Below are 23205 nucleotides of genomic sequence, written 5' to 3' on the forward strand. Positions count from 1 at the left end.
GATCACAGCCGGCGGCGGCGCATGTCCCGACCGCCGCATGTTGCTCTTATGGCCGCCAATGGAAGCGGCATGTGAGGCTCCGCCAATAGCGCGAGCCTGTTCTTCACAGCGAAGGCCACGATCGAGTCCGGGCATCGGCCTGCTTTCAGGCGCGGCCCAGGGAGCACGGAGCGAATGCATCAGGCCGCAAGCCTGCAATTCGAGCGCGTGATGGACGAGCTCGTCCTATGGCACGCCGTGCCGGAGGACGAACGCTCGCCCGCACCGGCCTGGTGGTGGGGACCGGCGATGGCGGTGGTCGACGCGCACGAGCCGATGCGACAGGTTTGGTGTTGTGAGCTGGGCCTCGGCGACGGCTCAAGCTTTGCCGAAGGTGCGCATGCCCTCCTTGAGCTGTTCGCCGAGCAAACCTCGCAGCCCTGGCCGGATGATTTTCCGCGCAAAGCGGACATCAAGCAAGACAACGTCCGCGAACTGCACCCGCAGCCGTCAGATGACAGCGCGTTTCAGCCGTAACGCCGCGGCTTCGGTCGCAGCGAGGTCAGGCTCCGGCTGGAGCGGCGGCGCGACAGGCAGCTCCATCGGCCGCAGCAGCTCGGCCATCTGCCGCGCCGGCACCGGCTTGGAGATGAGGAAGCCCTGCATCTCGTCGCAGCCATGGGCGCGCAGGAACGCTTCCTGCTCGGCGTTCTCGACGCCTTCGGCGACCACGGTCATGCCGAGCGCCTTGCCCATGCTGATGATCGCCTGCGCGATCGCCTGGTCCTCCGAATCCTGCGGCAGGTCGCGCACGAAGGAGCGGTCGATCTTGATGGTGTCGATCGGAAAATGCTTCATCAGCGACATCGACGAATAGCCGGTGCCGAAATCGTCGATGGCGAGGCGGATGCCGCGGCTCTGGATGGCGTCGAGCACCTTCAGCGCACGACCGACATTGCGCATCATCATGCTCTCGGTGACCTCGAGCTGGAGCAGTACCGGCGACATGCCGGACGCCGCCAGCGCCTCGTCGACGTCCTGCAACAGATGTTCGTCGACAAACTGCCGCGGCGACAGGTTGACCGCCATCGACACCGGCAACAGGCCACGACGCTGCCAGGCCATGGCCTGCGCGCAGGCCTCTTTCACCACCCAGCGGCCGATCGGCACGATCAGCCCGGTCTCTTCCGCAAGCGGAATGAATTGGGCCGGCGAGATGCTGCCGAGATCCGGGTGCGTCCAGCGCAGCAGCGCTTCCACGCCGGTGATCTGGCCGGTCTCCATGTCCACCTTGGGCTGGTAGTTCAGCGAGAACTGCTCGCGCTCCAACGCCCGGCGCAACGCGCTCTCGAGCGACAGCCGCTCGATCGACTGCGTCTTCACCTCCTTGGAGAAGAAGCGATAGCCGTTCTTGCCGTCCTCCTTGGCGAGATACATCGCCATGTCGGCGTTCTTGGTCAGCGTCTGAACGTCGGAGCCGTTGGCCGGATACATCGCGATGCCGATCGAGGCCGTGGTGTGGCATTCGTGGCCGGCCAGCTCCATGGGCTCGGCGAGCGCCACGAGAAGCCCGGTCGCGATGCGCTGGACATCGTCGATCTCACCGCACTGGTCGAGGATCACCACGAACTCGTCGCCGCCAAGGCGTGCGACAACGTCGGTTTCCCGCAGCGCGCCGCGCAGTCGGCTCCCCACTTCGAGCAGGAGCAGATCGCCGGCCTCATGGCCGAGCGAATCGTTGATGACCTTGAAGCGGTCGAGATCGATGAACAACACCGCGAAACGATGATCGTGGCGCTGAGCTTCGTCGATCGCCTCCCGCAACAGCCCGTTGAAGGTCTCGCGGTTCGGCAGGTCGGTCAGGCCGTCATGCGAGGCGAGGTATTCGATCCGCTCGTCGGCCTCGTTCTTCTCGTCGGCGCGATCGAAATTCTCCATCGCGAAGGAGACGTTGTCGGCGAGGCGCTGCAACAGCTCGACGAACTCGGCCGTGAAGGTCTCCTGCTCGGTCGACATGTAGATCATGACGCCGACGGGCTGGCCGTGCGTGATCAGCGGGAACGCCGCGCCGGAGCGCGCGCCGTCGCCTTGCAGGACGGCGTGGAAGGCGCTCACACGGCTGTCGTTGACATAGTCGTTGCTGACACAGGGCTGCCGGGTGCGGAACGCGGTGCCGCTCATGCCGCGCCCCTCGGGCCGGTCGGCGTCGATGGAGAGGCGAACGTTCCTCGTGGTTTCGGCAGACGGCCCTGCGGCCGCGACGATCGCGAGCTGGTCGCTGTCGGCTTTGGCCAGCGCAATGGTCGTCGATGTGAACTTGCCGCCGGTGGACGCGGCCTGACACACCAGCTCGAACAGCTCGGTGCGCGACTTGGCCCGCACGATCGCCTCATTGGTGGCGCTCAGCGCGGCGAACATGCGCGTCAGGCGCTCCTTCTGCGCCTCGGCCCGTGACCGCTCCTCGGCCCGGGCGAAATTGTCGAGCGCAAAGGAGACGTTCTCCGCGAGGCGCCCCAGCAACTGGATGAGGTCAGGCGTGAAGGTGCCTTCGTCCGGCGAAAGGAACAGAAGGACGCCGACGGCATCGGTGCCGTTCTTCAGCAGCGGGAAGCAGCCGCCGGATTTCGTCCCTTGATCCCGCGCGATTCGACGCCAGTGCGTCGCACGAACGTCCGTGAGGAGCTCGTTCGCGACGCAGGGTGCCTTGGTGCGAAATGCGGTGCCGGCGAGCCCCCGTCCTTCGGGCTCATCGGCGGACGTCGCGAAACGCCAGTTCTCGACGTGACTGCGACACTCGCCCTTGGTGACGACGATGTCGAGAAAGCGCGCCGTCGGATCGACCAAGGCGATGGTGGCAGATGAGAACGTTCCGCCGAGCACGGCGGCCTCGCACACGGCTTCGAACAACTCGGCGCGGGATTTCACGCGCATGATCGCTTCGTTGGTCGCGCTCAGCGCCTCCAACATGCCCCGAAGACGGTTGCGCTGCATCTCGGCCTTCGCCTTCTCGTCGGCGCGATCGAAGTTCTCGAGCGCGAAGGCGACATTGGCCTGGAGCCGTTGCAGCAGCTCGACGAATTCTGGCGTGAACGTGCCGCGTTCCGGCGAGTTGAAGAGGAAGACGCCTTCGACCCTGTCGCCATTGAACAGCGGCAGCGCCGCGGAGGAGCCGATGCCGTTGCGGCGGGCATTGGCCTGCCAGGGCTTGATCCTGTCGTCGGACAGCACGTCGTTGCTGAGGCAGGGCTGGCGCGTGCGGAAAGCGGTTCCCGTCAGCCCTCGGCCTTCAGGCACCTGGTCGGACGTGGAGAATTTGAAATTTCGGACCATATCCGCGTTCGGCCCGTAGCAAGCAACGACGCGAAGCAGCTCGGCATCGTGATCGACGAGCGCGATGTTGGCCGAGGTGAACTTGGCGCCTTTCGCCGTCGCTTCGCAAACGAGGTCGAAGAGCTCGGCCCGCGAGCGTGCGCGCAGGATCGCCTCATTGGTCGCGCTCAGTGCCGCGTACATGCGCGCCAGGCGGTCTTCCTCCTCGGCGATCCGCGCCTTCTCGGCCTCACGGTCGAAATTGTCGATCGCGAAGCAGACGTTCTCGGCGATGCGCAGCATGAGCGCGACGACCCCCTCATCCTTCGCCCAGGACTTGCTGAGGAAGGACAGGATGACGCCGATGCTCTCGCCGTTCCGGATCAGGGGGGCCGCGATGCAGGCGGCAACACCCGTGTTGAGATTGGCCTGCTCCCACGGCGTTCCCCTGGTGCGACGCGCGAGATCACGTTCGACATGGGGCTTCTGGGTTCGAAACACCTCGCCGGAAATGCCGCGACCATAGGGATTCTCGGGGTCGACGGAGTAGTGGGTCCGGGCCACGATCTCCAGATTCTCGCCGGTGCCGGCGACAGGCTTCAGCCAATGCGAGTCCTGCTCTTTCAGCAGAACGAAGGTCGCCAGCGACTTGCCGCCGTGCACCGAGGCGTCGCACACGAGCTGATACAATTCCCGCTCGGTCTTCGCACGCAGGATGGCTTCGTTGGTCGCGCTGAGCGCGCCGAACATGCGGTTGAGCCGCCGCGTCGCGAGCTCGCTGGTCTGCCGCGCGGTCTCGCGCGCGAAATTGTCCAGCGCATAGGAGATGTTGGCCGACATGCGCTCGAACAGCGACACCATCTGCTCGTTCAGTGAGCCGGCTTCCCTGCGGGTCACATACAGCACGCCGACGCTCTTGCCGTTGCAGAGCAGCGGCAGCGCAGCCGCCGCGCCGATGTGGGCCTTGGCTGCGCCCTCGCGCCACGCCAGCGAGCGAGGATCATTCAGGTAGTCGTTGCTGATGCTCAGCTTCTGATTGCGAAAGGCTTCGCCGCCGACACCCGCTCCCTCGGGCGTGCCGGAGTCGGTCGTGATCTCGAGCGAACGCAGCCGCGCAATGTCATCGCCGCAACCGGCCGCAAAGCACAGCCGCCGGCCATCCGGCCCCACCAGGAAAACCGCAACGGCCAAAAAGTCTCCGCTCGAAAACCCGGCGTCGCAGACCTTCTGGTACAGCTCGTCCGGCGATTTCGCGTAAAGGATCGCTTCGTTGATGGCGCTCAACGCTGCAAAGGTGCGCGCGAGGGTCGTCTGCACGGTCTCAGCTCCCGGGCATTTCTGCCTAATTCTCCCGGGTGCTTTATGAACGGCGACGGCCTAAGTGGTCGTTATTGCGCGCTGCAAACCCGCGATCAAAGTGAATGAGCTGCGAACGGCCGGCGCCAAACTGTCGGGAATGCCGCCGCACGGGAGGATTCTTCGACGAAGGCGCGCTCTCTTTACGATTTTGCAGCCCTGTATTGGTTTACGGGAGATTGATATCGCTCCCACGCTTTGAGACGATGGCTCCCAACAAGCAGCCCGTTAAGGGCAGAATGCCGAGGGAACGCCATGCCCGTCGTCAAGACCGACCGCCTCACGCTCATCAGCGCCGCGCTGCTCCGTGCCGCCGGAGCTTCCGACGAAGAGGCCGATGCGGTGGCCACAGGCTGCGTCAACGCCAACCTCGCCGGTCACGACTCCCACGGTGTGATCGCGGTTCCGACCTACATCGACCGCATCAAGGCCGGCCACATCGTGCCCGGCGCCAAATGGACCATCGTCCAGGAATCGCCGACCACGACGGTGATCGACGGCCAGTGGGGGTTCGGCTTCCACGTCAACGCCAAGGCGATGGCGCTGACGATCGAGAAGGCGAAGACGGCGAACGTTGCCGCCTGCACCGTATTCCGGCAAAGCCATGTCGGTCGCCTCGCCGCCTATCCGTTGATGGCGATGCGCGAAGGCATGATCGGGATTGCGACGGCGGATTCCGGCCGCTCGCCAAAGCACGTGGCGCCGTTCGGGGGCAAGGAGGCTAGGCTCGGCACCAACCCGATCTCGATCGCGGTGCCGTCCGATCTGGATGCGCCGTTCTATCTCGACATGGCAACCTCGGCGGTTGCGGCCGGCAAGATCCAGCTCGCGGTCGCCCGCGGCGAGGAGATTCCGACGGGGTGGATCATCGATGCCGAGGGACGGCACACCACCGACCCCACGCAATATCGCAAGGGCGGCGCGCTGCTGCCGCTCGGCGGCACCGAGGGCTACAAGGGCAGCGGCCTCGCCGCCATGGTCGAGGTGCTGTGCGGCCTGCTGACCGGTCTCGGCTTCGGCGTCGAACCGACCGGACGTCACAATGACGGATGCTTCATGGCGGTGTTCAACGTCGCCGCGTTCCGTCCGCTGAAGGAATTCAAGCGCGAGGTCGCCGAATTCGCGCACTATCTGAAATCGACGCCGCCCTCCGAAGGCAGCAAGGGCGTGTACTATCCCGGCGAGATCGAGGGGTTGCGCGAGCAGCAACGCCTGCGCGACGGCATCGAGATCGAGGATGCGACCTGGGAAAAGCTGCGCGCGCTGGCGCGCGAGTACCGGCTCGACACCGTCCTTGATCTGGCCTGACGGAATTTGGGAGAACAGCATGACGCGGCAGATGGTACTGGTCGGCTTCCTCCAGGCGCAGAACTGCACGAATTTGCCGAGCTCGTGGCGGCATCCGGACTCGCGCGACGATTCGATGTCGGCGGACTATTATCAGGAGATCGCCAAGATCCTCGAAGCCGGCAAGTTCCACATGGCGTTCTTCGACGATCGGCTGGCGATGCCGGACCGCTACGGCAACGATCATGCCCACACCGTCGAATACGGCATCCGCTGCGTGAAGATGGATCCGCTGATCGTGCTGACCACGATGGGCATGGTCACCGACAAGCTCGGCCTCGGCGCCACTTGCTCGACCACCTATTACGAGCCGTTCGACGTCGCCCGCCGCTTCGCGACCCTCGATTTGATGTCCGGCGGGCGCGCGGGCTGGAACGTCGTCACCTCGCTCAATGACGGCGAGGCGCTCAACATGGGTCGCGATTCCCATCCCGAACATGATTCGCGCTACGACCGCGCCGACGAATTCATGGAGGTCGTGCTCGGGCATTGGGACACCTGGGAAGACGGCGCGCTCATCATGGACAAGAAGAGCGGCCGTTTTGCCGATCCGGCCAAGGTGAAGCGGCTCGATCACAAGGGGGCGGCCTTCAAGTCCCGTGGTCCCTTCACGGTCCCGCGCTCGGACCAGGGCCATCCCGTCATCATCCAGGCCGGCGCATCCGGCCGCGGCCAACGCTTTGCCGGCCATTGGGGCGAGGTGATCTTCACGGCCGCGCGCAATCTCGCTGGTGCCAAGGAAGGTTATGCCGCCGTTCGAAACGAGGCAGCCAAGGCTGGCCGCGATCCCGATCAGATGCGCCTTTGCAATTTGACGACGCCGGTCTGCGCCGCGACCAGGGCCGAGGCTGAGGACAAGATGGCGCTGATCAACAAACTGCCGCTCGAGATCGACGCGCTGTCGCTACTTGCCGAAGCGCTCAATTACGACTTCGCCTCCAAGGACCTCGACGAGCCGTTGACGACGGACGATCTGAAGAGCATGCAGGGCATTCTGGGCCTCCGCGACGGCGTGCTGAAGAATTCCGGCAAGAGCAATCCGAGCGCGCGCGACTTCGTCACCTTTTCCGGCCGCGGCCAGGTCCACGACGCCATGGTCGGCGGTCCCAAGGAGATTGCGGACAGACTGGAAGAGATGTTCGTCGAGCGTGGCTGCGACGGCTTTGTCATCGCCGCGACCTATGTGCCCGGCTCCTATGCGGACTTCGTGCAACACGTCGTGCCGGAGCTGCAACGGCGCGGCTTGTTCCAGAAGGAGTATCGGGGCAAGACACTCCGCGAAAATCTCGGGCTGAAGCGGCCCGCGGCCGGCGCCTGGAAGGTGCAGCCGCGCGATGCCGCGGAATAACAACGAGGACAGAGCATGCGCTGGCTGAGATTCACTGTCTCGGACAAGACCTCCTGGGGAATTGTCGAGGGCGACCAGGTGATCGCGGTCGACGGCGATCCCTTTGGCGAATGGCAGCGCACCTCGCGCACGCATCCGCTGGCACAAGTTCGGATCGAGCTGCCGCTAATCCCGCGCACCTTCTATTGCGTCGGCTTGAACTATCTGAAGCACCTGAAGGAAGCCGCCGACAAGCGCGGCGAGGTGCCGGCCGTCCCTGATAGACCCGAGATCGGCTACCGCGCCCAGAACGCGCTGATCGCGCATGACGAGGACGTCGTGATCCCGTCCTTTGCGACGGACAAGATCCACTATGAAGGCGAGCTCGTCGTCGTGATCGGCAAGAAGGTGAAGCATCTCACCAAGCAGAATGCGATGGATTGCGTGTTCGGCTACACCATCGGCAACGACGTCAGCGAACGCAGCTGGCAGAAGGCCGACCGCAGCCTGTGGCGCTCGAAGAACGCCGACACGTTCAAGCCGATGGGCCCTTGGATCGAAACCGAGGCCAATCTGGCGAAAATGGAAACCGTCGTCCGGGTCAACGGCAAGGAGACCAACCGCTTCTACACCAACGACATGATCTTCGGCGTGGTGCCGTTCCTGGTCGAGCTGACCAAGTACTTCACGCTGTGGCCCGGCGACGTGATCTGGATGGGCACGGACGGCGCCTCGCCTGACATCGGGCACGGCGACGTGGTGGAGATCGACATCACGGGCGTAGGGACGTTGCGGAACAGGTTTGTGCGGGAGCAGCGGTAGTCCTCATCCTGAGGAGCTTGCGAAGCAAGCGTCTCGAAGGATGAAGGCCCGACTGTGGCCTCGCCCTTCGAGACGGCCGCTGCGCGGCCTCCTCAGGGTGAGGAGATAGAGTTGTATACGCCGCGAAATCAACAGTGCCGTAGGGTGGGCAAAGCGAAGCGTGCCCACCGCATTCGTAATGGAGGCGAGATGGTGGGCACGGCGCAAGCGCGCCTTTGCCCACCCTACGGCACCACGGCACTTCCCGCGCAATCAAAACGGCAGCGCCACACTCGTCTTGATCTCCTTCAGCACCACGTTGCTGCGGACGTAGCGGATGCCGGGAATGCGGAACATGAACTCGTCGAGGAATCTGTTGTAGGCCGCCATGTCCTGCACGACGACGCGCAAATGATAGTCGGCGTCGCCCGTGGTCGCGAAACACTCCAGCACTTCGCGCCGCGTGGTCACCCGCGCGACGAACTCGTCGACGAATTTGGCATCGTGCCGCTCCAGCGAGACATGCAGGATGGCCGACATCGCAAAGCCCGCCTGCTCGCGCGCGATCAGCGCGGCATAGCCCTGGATGACGCCGGCCTCCTCCAGCGCACGCACCCGGCGCCAGCACGCCGAGGTGGACATGCCGACCTCGTCGGCGAGCTGCTGGTTGGTGGCGCGGCCGTCCGTCTGGAGATGGGCGAGAATCCGCGCGTCCTGCTCTTCAATCATGGAAGCCCCCGATTCGGTAACTTCTACCGAATTATGCCATCCTCCGCAAAATTTTACCGAATTATCGATCAAGACAGGGTGAATAGGCAAGACCTACCAGCCTCCCCGGCATACCCTTCCGTCATCAGGCAGGATGCCGCACGAGGTCCGCCATGGACGCCGTTCCATCACTCGACAGCTACGAGCTCTCAGACCGCTACGACCGCGAAGAGGGGCGCGTCTTCCTCACGGGCACGCAGGCGATCGTCCGCATCGCGCTCGACCAGGCGCGGCGCGACCGCGCCGCCGGGCTGAACACCGCCGGCTTCATCTCCGGCTATCGCGGCTCGCCGCTCGGCGGCGTCGATCTCGAGCTCTGGCGCATCCAGGAGCGGCTGAAGCGGGATCGCATCGAATTTCTCCCCGCGGTGAACGAGGACCTCGCGGCAACAGCAGTGCTCGGCTCGCAGCAGGTAGAGACGCAGGCAGATCGCGAAGTCGATGGCGTGTTCGGACTTTGGTACGGCAAGGGCCCCGGCGTCGATCGCTCCGGCGACGCCCTCAAGCACGGCAACGCCTATGGCTCCTCGCCGCGTGGCGGCGTGCTGGTTGTCGCCGGCGACGACCATGGCTGCGTCTCCTCCTCGATGCCGCACCAGTCCGATGTCGCCTTCATGAGCTGGTTCATGCCGACGCTGCACCCCGCAAGCGTCAGCGAATATCTGGAGTTCGGCGAATACGGCTACGCGCTGAGCCGCTTCTCCGGCATGTGGGTCGGCTTCAAGGCGATTTCGGAAATCGTGGAGTCAGGTGCATCCGTCGCGCTGCGCCCGCCACGCGTCTTCAACACGCCCGATTTCACGCCGCCACCGGGCGGACTGCACTATCGCTGGCCCGACCTGCCGGGCCCCCAGATCGAGGAGCGGCTGGAGGCGAAGAAGCACGCGGTTTACGCCTTTGCAAAAGCCAATCCGATCGATCGCCACATCTACGATATTCCCAACGCCACTTACGGCATCGTCACGACGGGCAAGGCGCATCTCGACCTGATGGAGGCCCTGCGGCTGATGGGCCTGGATGAAGCGGCCTGCCGCAACATCGGGATCGACGTCTACAAGGTCGGCATGGTCTGGCCGCTGGCGCTGCATGACGCGATGGACTTCGTGAAGGGCAAGCGCGAGATCCTCGTCGTCGAGGAAAAGCGCGGCATCATCGAGAGCCAGTTCAAGGAATATTTTTACGACTATCCAGGCTCAAAGCCCGAGCGCATGGTCGGCAAGCACGACGAGCGAGGGGCGCGGCTGATCTCCTGGATCGGCGAATTGTCGCCGCGTGCGCTTGCTGGCGTGCTCGCACGCCGGCTCGACCCGATGTTCCCAGGCCTCAATCTCGCCGCGCGCGCGGCCGCCTTGATGCCCGAGGCCGCGCGCACGATCAACGTCAGCGGTGCGACGCGCACGCCGTATTTCTGCTCCGGATGTCCGCACAACACGTCGACGAAGGTGCCGGAAGGCTCCAAGGCGTTAGCCGGCATCGGCTGCCATTTCATGGCGAGCTGGATGGACCGCGAGACCTCCTCGCTGATCCAGATGGGCGGCGAAGGCGTCAACTGGGCGGCGTCGTCACGCTTCACCGGCCACAAGCACGTGTTCCAGAATCTCGGCGAAGGCACCTACTACCACTCCGGCTCGATGGCGATCCGGCAGGCGATCGCCGCCAGGGCCAACATCACCTACAAGATCCTGTTCAACGATGCCGTGGCGATGACCGGCGGCCAGCCGGTCGACGGTCCCATCAGCGTGCATGCCATCGCCCACAGCGTTCGCGCCGAAGGCGTGGGACGCATCGCGCTGGTGTCGGACGATCCCGCGCAGTTCTTGCCGGCAGACCTGCCGATCGGCGTGACCATCCATCCGCGCGAGGAGATGGACGCCGTGCAGCGCGAGCTGCGAGACATTTCCGGCGTCTCCGTCCTGATCTATCAGCAGACCTGCGCCACCGAGAAGCGTCGCCGGCGCAAACGCGGACAGATGGCCGACCCAAGGCGCTTTGCCTATATCAACGATCTCGTCTGCGAAGGCTGCGGCGACTGCTCGGTCGAATCCAACTGCCTCAGTGTCGAGCCAAAGGAGACGCCGTTCGGTCGCAAGCGCCAGATCAACCTCTCGTCCTGCAACAAGGATTTTTCCTGCCTCAACGGCTTTTGCCCAAGCTTCGTCACCGTCGAAGGCGCGACGCGCCGGAAAAAGACCGCGAGCGAGACCGACGCCGTCGGTCGCGCGGCTACGCTTCCCCTGCCCGCTCCCGCCACGCTCGATCGTCCCTACGATTTGCTCGTGACCGGCGTCGGCGGCACCGGCGTGATCACGGTCGGCGCGCTGATCGGCATGGCCGCGCATCTGGAGCGGCGTGGCGTCTCCGTGCTGGATTTCACCGGCTTTGCACAGAAATTTGGTCCCGTGCTGAGCTTCATCCGCCTTGCGTCAAGTCCGGACGCGTTGCACCAGGTCCGCATCGACCAGGGCGCGGCCGACGCGCTGATCGGCTGCGACCTCGTCGTCAGTTCCTCACCTAAGGCGTCCGGCACCTATCACCGCGGCACACGCGCCGCCATCAACACCGCGGAGATGCCGACCGGCGACGTCGTCCGCTTCCGCGACGCCGACCTTGCCTCGCCCGCCCGCCTGCGCGCGATCCGACAAGTCATTGGCAACGACAATCTCGACACCATCAACGTCAACGCGCTCGCCGAGCGGCTGCTCGGCGATGCCGTCTATGCCAACATCATCATGCTCGGCTTTGCCTGGCAGCACGGGCTTGTGCCGGTCGCGCTGCAAGCGCTGCTGCGCGCGATCGAGCTCAACGGCGTCGCGGTCGAACGCAACAAGCAGGCCTTTGCCTGGGGCCGGATCGCCGCGGCCGATCCGGAGTTTTTGCCGGGGAGTGACGAAGCGCTCGAAGCCGAGACGCTCGATCAGATCATCGATCGCCGCGCCGATTTCCTCGCCGCCTATCAAGACGCCGCCTATGCGATGCGCTTTCGGGCGACCGTCGCGAGGGTCCGCCGGGCCGAAGCCGCTCTGAGCAGTGAGGTGCTGACCGAGGCGGTCGCGCGCGCCCTGTTCAAGCTGATGGCCTACAAGGACGAATACGAGGTGGCGCGTCTGCACATGCAGAGCGGCTTCCTCGGCGAGCTGAAGCGCGAGTTCGAGGACGGTTTTCGCATCCAATATCATCTCGCGCCGCCGTTCCTGCCGTCAAAACCTGACGCACGCGGCCGTCCGCGCAAGCGCGCTTTCGGCCAGTGGATCCAGATGCCGCTCGCCATGCTGGCGCGGTTGAAGGGATTACGCGGAACGCCGTTCGATCCATTCGGCTACACGAATGAGCGGCGCACTGAACGGGAATTGATCGCCTGGTATGAAGGCCTGATCGAACGCATGCTCGGCCAGCTCGAGGCAGCACATCTTCCCGACCTCGTTGCCGTCGCAAAAGCGCCGATGGAGATCCGCGGCTACGGACCAGTGAAGGACACCGCGATCGCCAAGGTGAAGCCCGAGGTCGAGCGGCTGCTCACGAATTTGACGACGTCGGTAACGCAAAAGATGCACGCCCACGGTTGACGCGGCACCAGTGAGGCCTCAGCCTCCGGACTTTAGGCGGCACCCTGTTGGCGCCCCTGCAATCGGATGACGCATCATGGATTTGGACCAGTTGACCCTGAGTCAGGCCGTCGCCGACCTGCGCGCCGGGAAAGTCACGAGTACCGCACTCACGACGGAAGCACTGAGCCGCGCCAAAGCCCATGCCGAGCTCAATGCCTTCGTCACCCTGGACGAAGCGGGCGCCCTGAAAGCCGCCGCCGCATTCGACGCGACGGGCGACAGGACAAAGCCGCTCGGCGGCGTGCCCATCGTGATCAAGGACAATATCGAGGTCGCGGGACTGCCCTGCAGCGCCGGCACACCGGCACTGAAGGACTACATTCCGAATGCTGACGCACCGGTGGTTGCGAAGCTGCGGGCTGCAGGCGCCGTCATCATCGGCAAGACCAGCATGCATGAGCTCGCCTTCGGCATCTCCGGCTACAACACCGCGTTCAAGACCGGCGCGGAGTTCGGCGTGCGCAACGCTTATGACCGCACGCTGATCGCCGGCGGCTCCTCGTCCGGCACGGGCGCCGCGCTCGGCGCGCGAATCGTCACGGGCGGGCTCGGAACCGACACCGGCGGATCGGTCCGTGTCCCCGCCGCGCTGAACGGATGCGCCGCGTTGCGCCCGACGGTCGGGCGCTATCCGCAAGAGGGTATTGCGCCGATCTCGCACACCCGCGACACCGCGGGGCCCATGGCCGCGACGATGGCGGATGTCGCGCTGCTCGATCGCGTGATCGCCGGCGGCGACGAGGTTGCGCCGGCTGATCTGAAGCAGGTGCGGATCGGCATCGCGAACGCGATGCTGACCAATCTCGACGCCGATACGGAAGCCGCGTTCCACACGGCGATCGCAAAAGCGAAGGCGAAGGGCGTCACGGTCGTCGAGATCGAGATGCCTGAGCTCGCCGAACTCAACGGCCAGGTCAGCTTTCCCGTCGCGCTGTATGAGGCCTATGACGACATGGTCGCCTATCTCAAGCACACCGGGACCGGCCTCAGCATCGAGGCGCTGGCAGAGAAGATCTCCAGCGCCGACGTGAAAAGCATCTATGATGGCATGGTGATCCCGCGAAAACTGCCCGGCCCCGACAACGCGCTGTTCGACGCGAGGCCGATCTATGACGCCGCAATCAAGACCGCCCGCCCCGCGCTTCAGGCGCTCTACGGCAATACGTTTGCCAGCAACAAGCTCGACGCCGTCGCCTTCCCGACCACGCCGCGCGTTGCAATTGCCTCCAATCCGGACGCCAGCAGTCTCGAGAATTTCGGCCTGAGCATCCAGAACACCGATCCCGGCAGCAATGCCGGCATTCCCGGTGTCCAGATCCCGATCGCGCTTGGCGCGACAAGCAAATTGCCGATCGGACTTGAGTTGGATGGTCCTGCGGGAAGCGATCGCCGCTTGCTCGCGATCGGCGTGGCGCTCGACAGCGTGTTCGGACGACTGCCCGCACCGCGTTGACGCTCTCGTAGGGTGGGCAAAGCGAAGCGTGCCCACCACCTATCATTGATGGGTGGTGGGCACGGCGCTTCGCGCCTTTGCCCACCCTACGGCTCTGCCGCTTGAGGCGAACATATATCTATCTCCTCACCCTGAGGAGCTTGCGAAGCAAGCGTCTCGAAGGGCGAGGCCACCAGCAGGGCCTTCATCCTTCGAGACGCGCGCTCCGCGCTCCTCAGGATGAGGAACGACGACGTCTCACGCATACGGATTGATCAGCTTCTGCTGCTCGGCGCTGTGCTGGACGAGCATGTCGATGAAGGTCCTGACCTTCGCCGACAGATGATGCCGATGCGGATAGACCGCGTTCATCGACATCTCGACCGGCCGGTACTCCGGCAGGAGGCGCACCAGCCGGCCCGCATCAAGGTCATCCCCCACCAGAAAGCCGGCCGCAAGACTGATGCCGGCGCCCTGTAGCGCCGCCTCACGGAGCGCTTCGCCGCTGTTGGTGATCAGGTTGCCGGAGACGCGCACCGACGCCGGCGTGCCCTTACGATCGAAGAAGCGCCACTCGTCGAAGGGATAGTTGATGTGGCGCACGCAATTGTGCCCGGCAAGCTCTTCGAGCGTCTGCACGCGCCCATGCGCCTCGATATAGCCGTGCGAGCAGCACAGCACGTGCCGCCAGGTCGCCAGGCTCCGCACGATCAGGCTGGAGTCCGGCGGCGCGACCATGCGCAGCGCGAGATCAAAGCCCTCCTCGATCAGGTCGACATTGGTCTCGCCCATGCGCAGATCGACCTTCACCTCCGGATAGGTCGCGAGGAATTCGGCCATCACGGGCGCGACGAACGGCACCATGTGGGTTGCGGTGTGAATGCGCAGCGTGCCGCGCGGCGTCAATTGCAGCGCGCCGGCGATGTCATCGGCTTGTTCGAGATCGGCGAGGATCTGCGTCGAGCGGTCGTAATAGGCCTTGCCGATTTCGGTGAGGCTGACTTTTCGCGTGGTGCGGTTCAGCAGCCGAACCCCGAGCCGGTCCTCCAGCGCCTGGACGTGGTTGCTCACCATGGTCGTGGACATGTTGAGCCGGCGGGCGGCGGCGGAAAATCCGCCATTTTCGACCACCCGGACGAAGGCGGTGAGACTGGTGAAGCGGTCCATCGGTCTGGCTCCGGATTATCCGCTATGGGTGGATAATGCTTCCATTTCTTCCGGGATTATCACAAGCGGGAAGACAGCGCATCTTGCCGGCATCAACGGCGCACCGTTCGGACCGGGGCGGTTTGGAATTCCGAGGATGCCATGTCGAACGCTTCTTATGTCACTGAAACCAATCAGAAAATCAGCTTTCGCCCGTCCCGGCAGGCGATCAAGCGGGCGGCCATCGGCTTGGCACTGGCCCTCGGAATCGCCGCGGCCGGCGACTTCGGCTATAACTACCTGAGCACCGGCCGCTATCTCGAATCCACCGACGACGCCTATGTGAAGGCGGATTCCACCATCGTCGCCCCCAAGGTTTCCGGCTACATCGCGAAGGTGCTGGTTGGCGACAACGAGAAGGTCCGGGCCGGCCAGCTCCTCGCCAAGATCGACGACCGCGACTTCAAAGCCGCGCTCGACCAGGCCCGCGCCGACGTCGCCGCCGGCGAAGCCTCGGTGCGCAACATCGACGCCCAGCTCGAGCTGCAGCAGCCGATCATCGAGCAGAGCACGGCCGACGTGGCCGCGGCCGACGCCAATCTGAAATTCGCCCAGGAGGAACGCGCCCGATACGACGACCTGATGAAGTCGGGCTCCGGCACGATCCAGCGTGCGCAACAGACCGATGCGGCGCTGCGCGCCAGCAACGCCCAATTGCAGCACGCCAAGTCGGGCCTGGTGGCCGCACAGCGCAAGGTCGATGTGCTCACCACCCAGCGCGCCCAGGCCACGGCGCAGCTCGAACGGGCGCGCGCGGTCGCACAGCAGGCAGAGCTGAACCTGTCCTACACCGAGATCACCGCACCGGTGGACGGCACGGTCGGTGCACGCTCATTACGCGTCGGCCAGTATGTGCAGGCCGGCACGCAATTGATGGCGGTGGTGCCGCTCGATGCGGTCTATGTCGTCGCGAACTTCAAGGAGACGCAGCTCACGCATGTGCGTGCGGGCCAGCCGGTCGAGCTGCAGGTCGACAGTTTTCGCAACCGCACGCTGCGCGGTCACGTCGACAGCCTTTCGCCGGCCAGCGGACTTGAATTCGCGCTGCTGCCGCCCGATAACGCCACCGGAAATTTCACCAAGATCGTGCAACGCGTGCCGGTGAAGATCGTGCTCGACGACCACAGCCTGACCGGCCTGCTCAGGCCCGGCATGTCGGCGGTGCCGACCATCGACACCAAGGCGACTGTGCTGGCCGAGCGCGAGACGGCCAAGCGCCTCGCCGACAACACACCCCGCCCGAACGGCGGCTGAGGCGAGGAAGACCGGCAGGATTATCAAGTCCTGCCGGACGATCCTTCCCACGCTTCCTCGATTATCGAAACCAACCGCCTAATGCATCCTGTCTCCATGACCGAGACGAGGCTTCCATGAGCACGCTCCAACCGACCGCCGACGCCGCCTCCGCTGCCAGCATTCCCGCCCCTGCTGCGCCCGCGACGCCGGCCGTTTCCGCAAAGACCTGGATCGCGGTGATCGGCGCGACTCTCGGCGCCTTCATGGCGGTGCTGAACATCCAGATCGTCAACGCTTCGCTCGCCGACATTCAGGGCGCGATCGGCGCCGGTATCGACGATGGCGGCTGGATCTCGACCTCTTATCTGATCGCCGAGATCGTGGTGATCCCGCTCTCCGGCTGGCTCGCGCAGGTGTTCTCGATCCGCATCTATCTGCTCACCAATGCGGTCCTGTTCCTGGTTCTGTCCGCGGCCTGCGCGCTAGCGCAGGACCTGCCGCAAATGATCGTGCTGCGCGCGGTGCAGGGTTTCACCGGCGGCGTGCTGATCCCGATGGCCTTCACGCTCATCATCACGCTGTTGCCTCGGGCGAAGCAGCCCGTCGGCCTCGCGCTGTTCGCGCTGTCGGCGACGTTCGCACCGGCGATCGGCCCGACCATCGGCGGCTATCTCACCGAGAATTTCGGCTGGCAGTACATCTTCTACGTCAACCTCGTGCCCGGCGCGATCATGGTCGGCATGCTCTGGTACGCACTCGACGCCAAGCCCATGAAGCTTGCGCTGCTCCGCGAGGGCGACTGGGCCGGCATCATCACCATGGCGATCGGCCTGTCGGCGCTTCAGACCGTGCTGGAAGAGGGCAACAAGGACGACTGGTTCGGCTCGCCTTTCATCGTCAAGCTGTCGGTCATCGCGGCCGCTGCGCTGACCGCCTTCCTGATCATCGAGCTCACGGCGAAGAAGCCGCTGCTCAATTTGCGCCTGCTGGTGCGCCGCAATTTCGGCTTCGGCATGCTCGCGAACTTCCTGCTCGGTGTCGCGCTCTACGGTTCGGTGTTCATCCTCCCGCAATATCTGGCGCGCATCCAGGGCTACAATGCCGAGCAGATCGGCATGGTGCTGGCCTGGACCGGACTGCCGCAACTCGTGCTGATCCCGCTGGTGCCGCGCCTGATGCAGAAGTTCGACGCGCGGATCATCATCGGCGTCGGCTTCGTCCTGTTCGCGGCCTCGAACTTCCTGAACATTTATATGACCAACGATTACGCTGCCGACCAGCTGTTGTGGCCCAATGTCGTCCGTGCGATCGGCCAAGCGCTCGTGATGGCGCCGTTGTCGGCTGTGGCGACCGCCGGCATCGAAGCGGAGAATGCTGGCTCGGCCTCGGGCCTGTTCAACATGATGCGCAATCTCGGCGGCGCCGTCGGCATCGCGCTGCTTCAGACCTTGCTGACCAAGCGCGAGCAATATCACTCCAACGTGCTGATGCAGTCGGTCTCGGTGTTCGAGCAGGCGACGCGGACGCGGCTGGAGCAGCTCACGCAGTACTTCATCAATCACGGCGTGCTCGACCGCGCCGACGCCGCGCATCGCGCCTATGTCGCGATCGGCCACACCGTGCAGAAGCAGGCTTACATCTTCGCCTTCAGCGACACCTTCTATCTGCTCGGCATGGCGCTGATCGTGGCCCTGATCGCCGTATTCTTCCTGAAGAAACCCGGCCAGACCTCGGCTGGCGGAGCTCACTGAGATCAACCCAAGAGACTAACTCAAGCAAAGGAGAACGACCATGAAACCCCGCATGAACTTCTACCAGGCCGCCCCCGACACGATGAAGGCGCTGATGGCGCTGGAGGAGCAGATCCAGTCCACGGGACTCGAGAAATCGCTGATCGAGCTCGTCAAGATCCGGGCGTCGCAGATCAACGGCTGCGCCTTCTGCATCAACATGCACACCGAGGACGCCCGCAAGCGCGGCGAGACCGAACAGCGCATCTATCTGCTCAACGCCTGGCGGGAATCCCCGCTCTATACCGATCGCGAGCGTGCCGCGCTGGCCTGGACGGAATCAGTGACGCTGATCTCCGAGACCCACGCGCCGGACGACGTCTACGAGCAGGTCCGCGCGCAATTCTCCGATGCGGAGACGGTGAACCTGACGATGCTGATCGGGGCCATCAATGCCTGGAACCGAATCGCGATCGCGTTCCGCGCGGTCCATCCGGTGAAGGTGAAGGCGTCGGTGGCGTAGGCCGCAACGCCGCCTTGCGCGCAAATCTCGTAGGGTGGGCAAAGGCGCACTTGCGCCGTGCCCACGTCTTCTGACGCCTTCGCTGAAGGAGTGGTGGGCACGCTTCGCTTTGCCCACCCTACGATAGCGGAGTTTGCGGCCTAAACCGCCGTCGCCTTGGCGAACTCGATATAGATCTCCCGCAGACGCGTGGCCATCGGGCCGGGCTTGCCGTCGGCGACCTTCTTGCCGTCGATCGCAACCACCGGCTGGACGAACAGCGACGCCGAGGTGGCGAAGGCTTCCTTGGCGGCGAGCGCCTCGGCGACCGTGAAGGAACGTTCCTCGACGCGGAGCTGCCGCTCTTCGGCGAGCGCCACCACGGCCTTGCGGGTGCAGCCCGGCAGGATCGCGTTGGAGTTCTTGCGGGTCACGATGACGTCGTCCTTGGTCAGGATGAACGCCGAGGACGAGCCGCCCTCGGTGACGTAGCCGTCTTCCAGCATCCAGGCCTCGCCGGCGCCGGCTTCGGCCGCGGCCTGCTTCGCCAGAACCTGCGCGAGCAGTGCCACGCTCTTGATGTCGCGCCGCTCCCAGCGGATGTCAGGCACGGTGATCACGTTGATGCCGGTCTTGGCCGAGGCGGCGTTGATGATGTCCTTCTCGGAGGTGAACATCACCAGGCTCGACTTGACGTCGCCCTTGGGAAAGGCGAAGTCGCGGCCCTTGTCGGCGCCGCGCGTGACCTGCAGATAGACGAGGCCGTTCTCGACCTTGTTGCGCGCGATCAGCTCCTTCTGGAGCTCGGTGATGCGCTCGACCGTCTCCGGCAACTTCAGCTTGATCTCGCCGACCGAGCGCTCCAGGCGCGTCAGGTGCGAAGCATTGTCGACCAGCTTGCCGTCGAGCACGGCCGAGACCTCGTAGATGCCGTCGGCGAACAGGAAGCCGCGATCAAGCACCGAGATCTTGGCGTCCGAGAGCGGGACGAATGAGCCGTTGACGTAGGCGATCGAGTCCAAGGCAGGTCTCCTGGCGGGAGTGGGGAATTTGCCAGTTCGTATACGGGATTTGTTGGGGCCACGAAACCCTCAACCCGTCATTCCGGGGCGGCGCGAAGCGACGAGCTTTGATGCGCAATTGCGCATCAGAGAATCCATAACCCCGGCCGGTGGTTATGGATTCCGGACCCGCGCCACGAGGCGCGTCCCGGAACGACAGCAGAGGTTAATGCGACAAAATCTTCGACAGGAACTTCTGCGCGCGGTCGCTGCGCGGCTTGCCGAAGAAGTCCTCCTTCGCCGCGTCCTCGACGATCTCGCCGCGGTCCATGAAGATGACGCGGTTGGCGACCTTGCGGGCAAAGCCCATCTCGTGGGTGACGACCATCATGGTCATGCCTTCGCGGGCGAGATCGACCATGACGTCGAGCACCTCGCTCACCATCTCGGGGTCGAGCGCCGAGGTCGGCTCATCGAACAGCATGACGATCGGGTCCATGGCAAGCGCGCGGGCGATCGCGACGCGCTGCTGCTGGCCGCCGGAGAGCTGCGCCGGAAATTTCTGCGCCTGCTCCTTCAAGCCGACGCGGTCCAGGAGCTGCATACCCTTTGCCACAGCCGTGTCGGACGACCGTCCCAGCACCTTCTGCTGCGCGAGGCAGAGGTTGTCGATGATCTTCAGGTGCGGGAACAGCTCGAAGTGCTGGAACACCATGCCGACGCGCGAACGCAGTTTCGGCAAATTGGTCTTGGGGTCATTGACCTTGGTGCCGTCGACGCTGATGTCGCCCTCCTGGAACGGCTCCAGCGCATTGACGCATTTGATCAGCGTCGACTTGCCCGAGCCCGAGGGGCCGCAGACCACGACGACCTCGCCCTTGGTCACGCTGGTGGTGCAGTCGGTCAGCACCTGGAAGGTCGGGGTGTACCATTTGTTGACGTGGCTGATTTCGATCATGACCGATGCGCTCTATCGAATGATGGCGATGCGCGACTGGAGGCGGCGAACGCCGAAAGACGCGATGCAGGAAATGGTGAAGTAGACGACGGCGGCAAACAGATACATCTCGACCAGACGGCCATCGCGCTGCGCGACCTTGCTGGCCGCGCCGAGGAAGTCCGGGATCGACAGCACATAGACCAGCGAGGTGTCCTGGAACAGCACGATGGTCTGCGTCAGCAGCACCGGCAGCATGTTGCGGAACGCCTGCGGCAGCACGACGTAGCGCATGGTCTGCGCGTAAGTCAGGCCGAGCGCGTTGGCGGCGGCCGGCTGGCCGCGCGAGATCGACTGGATCCCGGCGCGCATGATCTCGGAGAAGTACGCCGCCTCGAACATGATGAAGGTGATGAGCGAGGATGCGAACGCGCCGACGCTGATCGGACGCGAGGCGCCGGTCACCCACTGCCCGATATAGGGCACCAGGAAATAGAACCAGAAGATCACCAGCACCAGCGGCAGCGAGCGCATGAAGTCGACATAGACACCCGCGATGCGCCCGAGTGTCTTGTAGCCGGACAGCCGCATCAGGGCGATCGCCGTGCCGAAGATCAGGCCGCCGAAGGCGGCGAGCGCCGTCAGCGTCACCGTGAAGGTCATGCCCTCGTAGAACAGATAGGGCAGCGAGCGGCGGATGACCTCGAAATCGAGATTGCTGAACATGGTGCTATTTCCCCGTAATGTAGCCGGGGATCGCGACCCAGCGCTCGAGGAAGCGCATCGCCGTCACGACAATGGCGTTGACAAGGAGATAGAGCAAGGTCGCGGCCGTGAAAGCCTCGAACACCTGGAACGAGAATTCCTGCATCGAGCGCGCCTGACCAGTCAACTCGATCAGGCCGATCGTGATGGCGACAGCGGTGTTCTTGATGGTGTTGAGGAACTCGGAGGTCAGCGGCGGCAGGATGATGCGGAACGCCATCGGCAGCAGCACGTAGCGATAGCCTTGCACGGTGGTCAGCCCGAGCGCGGTCGCCGCCATTTTTTGGCCGCGCGGCAGCGAGCCGATACCGGCCTGCAATTGTATCGCGACGCGGGCCGACATGAAGAAGCCGATGCCGATCGCGGCCGTCCAGAACGGCGCGTTCGGCAGCTGCTTCAGCCAGAGGCCGGCGGCCTTCGGCAGCAATTCCGGCAGCACGAAGAACCACAGGAACAGCTGCACCAGCAGCGGCATGTTGCGGAAGAACTCGACCCAGCAGAAGCCGAACCAGTAGGCGCCCTTGGACGGCAGCGTGCGCATGACGCCGACGAGCGAGCCGAAGATCAGCGCGATGATCCAGGCGAGCGCCGCCGTCTTGAGGGTCAACACCAGTCCCGACAGCAGCATATCGAGATAGGTGCCGGTCCCCATCGGGTTCGGCTCGAAGAAGATTCCCCAGTTCCAGTGGTAGTTCACGTGTCCCCCGCGCGAACGCGCCAGCTATGGATGTCCCGGCGCCTATGCAAATGTCCGGCCACTCTCCCTCCAGAATGGCCGGAGTATCTTCCCTCTCCCCGCTTGCGGGGAGAGGGTTCGGGTGAGGGGGGCTCTCCACCAGGGAGGTGATAGTTGGACTCGTGGAGAGTCCCCCTCACCCGGAATCCGCGCGTCCCGCGCGAATTCCGGCCTCTCCCCGCACGCGGGGAGAGGCAAACAGCATCTTACTTATAGTCGTCCGGGTTCGGCGAGTCCGAAGGTTTCGCGAACTCGTTCTTCAGCTCGGCCGAGATCGGGGTGTTGAGGTTGAGGCCCTTCGGCGGGATCTTGGCCGTGAACCACTTATCGTAGATTTTCAGGCCCTCGCCGGAGGTGTAGAGCGCAGCGGTTGCTGCATCGACCACCTTCTTGAACGGCGCGTCGTCCTTGCGCAGCATGATGCCGTAGGGCTCAGGCTTGGAGAACGCGTCCTTGGAGATGACATAGTCGTCCGGCGTCTTCGAGCCGGCAACGAGGCTCGCGAGCAGAACGTCGTCCATCACGAAGGCGACCGCGCGGTCGGTCTCGACCATCAGGAAGGCCTCGGCATGGTCTTTGGCCGGGATGATATTGGCACCCAGGCTCTTCGCGACATTGGCCTCGGTGAGCTGCTTGATGTTGGTGGTGCCGGCGGTGGAGACCACCGTCTTGCCCTTGAGATCGTCGATCGACTTCAGGCCGCTCGACTTCTTGAAGACGTAGCGGCTGGCAGTCAGATAGTGCGTGTTGGTGAAGGCCACCTGCTTTTGGCGGTCGGCATTGTTGGTGGTCGAGCCGCATTCGAGGTCGATCGTGCCGTTGGCCATCAGCGGAATACGGGTCGCCGAAGTCACCGGATTGAGCTTGACCTCGAGCTTGTCGAGCTTGAGCTCCTTCTTCACGGCGTCGACGATCTTGTAGCAGATGTCCATCGCGAACCCGACGGGCTTCTGGTTGTCGTCGAGATAGGAGAACGGGATCGAGGAATCGCGGAAGCCGAGCGTGATGGCGCCGGTGTCCTTGATGTTCTTCAGCGTGCCGGTCAGCTCCTGGGCCCCGGCCTGGCTGACGGCGAAGGTCGCGGCGAGCGCGAGGCCGATGCTACGGAAATGTCTCACTTTTTTATTCCCCTTTCAGGATGATGCGGCCCGGATGCAAGCACAGATTG

At 64.4% G+C, this 23205-nt stretch carries 17 protein-coding genes; 9 read left to right on the top strand and 8 right to left on the bottom strand.

The genetic code is table 11. The annotated features are described in order from the left end of the window. The first annotated feature begins 174 nt into the window (after window positions 1-174). Window positions 175-516: a hypothetical protein gene (locus AB7Z56_RS38510; protein WP_063985656.1), complete on the top strand. Its 342-nt coding sequence runs from the start codon at window positions 175-177 to the stop codon at window positions 514-516. On the opposite strand, the gene AB7Z56_RS38515 is transcribed toward AB7Z56_RS38510, so the two are convergent. Then, window positions 490-4605, bottom strand: a complete 4116-nt coding sequence (locus AB7Z56_RS38515) for a bifunctional diguanylate cyclase/phosphodiesterase (RefSeq protein WP_441256771.1) — start codon at window positions 4603-4605, stop codon at window positions 490-492. The genes AB7Z56_RS38510 and AB7Z56_RS38515 overlap by 27 nt on opposite strands. Before the next feature lie 294 nt (window positions 4606-4899). Here AB7Z56_RS38515 and AB7Z56_RS38520 point away from each other — a divergent pair, with 294 nt between their 5' ends. Genes AB7Z56_RS38520 through AB7Z56_RS38530 form a run of 3 tightly spaced genes read left to right on the top strand, consistent with a single transcriptional unit; the run spans window position 4900 to window position 8140 of the window. After that, window positions 4900-5952 carry an Ldh family oxidoreductase gene (locus AB7Z56_RS38520; protein ID WP_063985658.1) on the top strand — a complete coding sequence of 351 codons (1053 nt, stop codon included), beginning with the start codon at window positions 4900-4902 and terminating at the stop codon, window positions 5950-5952. Between the two features lie 19 nt (window positions 5953-5971). Further along, window positions 5972-7339 carry an LLM class flavin-dependent oxidoreductase gene (locus tag AB7Z56_RS38525; protein ID WP_028147946.1) on the top strand — a complete coding sequence of 456 codons (1368 nt, stop codon included), beginning with the start codon at window positions 5972-5974 and terminating at the stop codon, window positions 7337-7339. A gap of 15 nt (window positions 7340-7354) precedes the next feature. Next, window positions 7355-8140, top strand: coding sequence for a fumarylacetoacetate hydrolase family protein (locus AB7Z56_RS38530; protein ID WP_231143644.1), 786 nt, complete (start codon window positions 7355-7357; stop codon window positions 8138-8140). Window positions 8141-8392: 252 nt separating this feature from the next. On the opposite strand, the gene AB7Z56_RS38535 is transcribed toward AB7Z56_RS38530, so the two are convergent. After that, window positions 8393-8848 (bottom strand): Lrp/AsnC family transcriptional regulator, encoded by a 456-nt coding sequence (locus AB7Z56_RS38535; RefSeq protein ID WP_014491864.1) that lies wholly within the window; start codon window positions 8846-8848, stop codon window positions 8393-8395. A 152-nt stretch (window positions 8849-9000) separates the two neighbouring features. On the opposite strand from AB7Z56_RS38535, the gene AB7Z56_RS38540 reads away from it, so the two are divergent. Next, window positions 9001-12450: an indolepyruvate ferredoxin oxidoreductase family protein gene (locus AB7Z56_RS38540; protein ID WP_283017737.1), complete on the top strand. Its 3450-nt coding sequence runs from the start codon at window positions 9001-9003 to the stop codon at window positions 12448-12450. 76 nt (window positions 12451-12526) lie between these two features. After that, the gene (gene iaaH, locus AB7Z56_RS38545; protein ID WP_063985661.1) at window positions 12527-13945 is read left to right on the top strand and encodes an indoleacetamide hydrolase; all 1419 of its coding nucleotides are present in this window, start codon (window positions 12527-12529) and stop codon (window positions 13943-13945) included. Between the two features lie 237 nt (window positions 13946-14182). Here the strand turns inward: iaaH and AB7Z56_RS38550 are convergent, their stop codons facing one another. Beyond that, complete coding sequence (locus AB7Z56_RS38550; protein ID WP_063985662.1) at window positions 14183-15091, bottom strand: LysR family transcriptional regulator; 909 nt, start codon at window positions 15089-15091, stop codon at window positions 14183-14185. A gap of 141 nt (window positions 15092-15232) precedes the next feature. Here AB7Z56_RS38550 and AB7Z56_RS38555 point away from each other — a divergent pair, with 141 nt between their 5' ends. From AB7Z56_RS38555 to AB7Z56_RS38565, 3 genes are all read left to right on the top strand, one after another. Then, entirely contained in the window at window positions 15233-16384 is a 1152-nt protein-coding gene (locus tag AB7Z56_RS38555; RefSeq protein ID WP_063985663.1) for an HlyD family secretion protein, read from the top strand. Between the two features lie 116 nt (window positions 16385-16500). Next, entirely contained in the window at window positions 16501-18117 is a 1617-nt protein-coding gene (locus AB7Z56_RS38560; RefSeq protein ID WP_063985664.1) for an MDR family MFS transporter, read from the top strand. Window positions 18118-18157: 40 nt separating this feature from the next. After that, window positions 18158-18619 (top strand): carboxymuconolactone decarboxylase family protein, encoded by a 462-nt coding sequence (locus tag AB7Z56_RS38565; RefSeq protein ID WP_007615070.1) that lies wholly within the window; start codon window positions 18158-18160, stop codon window positions 18617-18619. 140 nt (window positions 18620-18759) lie between these two features. On the opposite strand, the gene AB7Z56_RS38570 is transcribed toward AB7Z56_RS38565, so the two are convergent. The 5 genes from AB7Z56_RS38570 to AB7Z56_RS38590 all read right to left on the bottom strand — a co-directional run bounded on the left by AB7Z56_RS38570 (window position 18760) and on the right by AB7Z56_RS38590 (window position 23155). Continuing rightward, complete coding sequence (locus AB7Z56_RS38570) at window positions 18760-19620, bottom strand: D-amino-acid transaminase (protein ID WP_063985665.1); 861 nt, start codon at window positions 19618-19620, stop codon at window positions 18760-18762. A gap of 205 nt (window positions 19621-19825) precedes the next feature. Next, the gene (locus AB7Z56_RS38575) at window positions 19826-20557 is read right to left on the bottom strand and encodes an amino acid ABC transporter ATP-binding protein (RefSeq protein ID WP_014491857.1); all 732 of its coding nucleotides are present in this window, start codon (window positions 20555-20557) and stop codon (window positions 19826-19828) included. A 12-nt stretch (window positions 20558-20569) separates the two neighbouring features. After that, a complete protein-coding gene (locus AB7Z56_RS38580) occupies window positions 20570-21262 on the bottom strand; it encodes an amino acid ABC transporter permease (protein WP_063985666.1) in 693 nt (230 codons plus the stop codon). Window positions 21263-21266: 4 nt separating this feature from the next. Continuing rightward, window positions 21267-21998: an amino acid ABC transporter permease gene (locus AB7Z56_RS38585; RefSeq protein ID WP_063985667.1), complete on the bottom strand. Its 732-nt coding sequence runs from the start codon at window positions 21996-21998 to the stop codon at window positions 21267-21269. 245 nt (window positions 21999-22243) lie between these two features. Next, window positions 22244-23155: an amino acid ABC transporter substrate-binding protein gene (locus tag AB7Z56_RS38590; RefSeq protein ID WP_063985668.1), complete on the bottom strand. Its 912-nt coding sequence runs from the start codon at window positions 23153-23155 to the stop codon at window positions 22244-22246. Window positions 23156-23205: the final 50 nt, after the last annotated feature.

It is taken from the genome of Bradyrhizobium sp. 482_C4_N1_8 (assembly GCF_052075965.1).
GTDB classification, from domain to species: Bacteria; Pseudomonadota; Alphaproteobacteria; order Rhizobiales; family Xanthobacteraceae; genus Bradyrhizobium; species Bradyrhizobium barranii.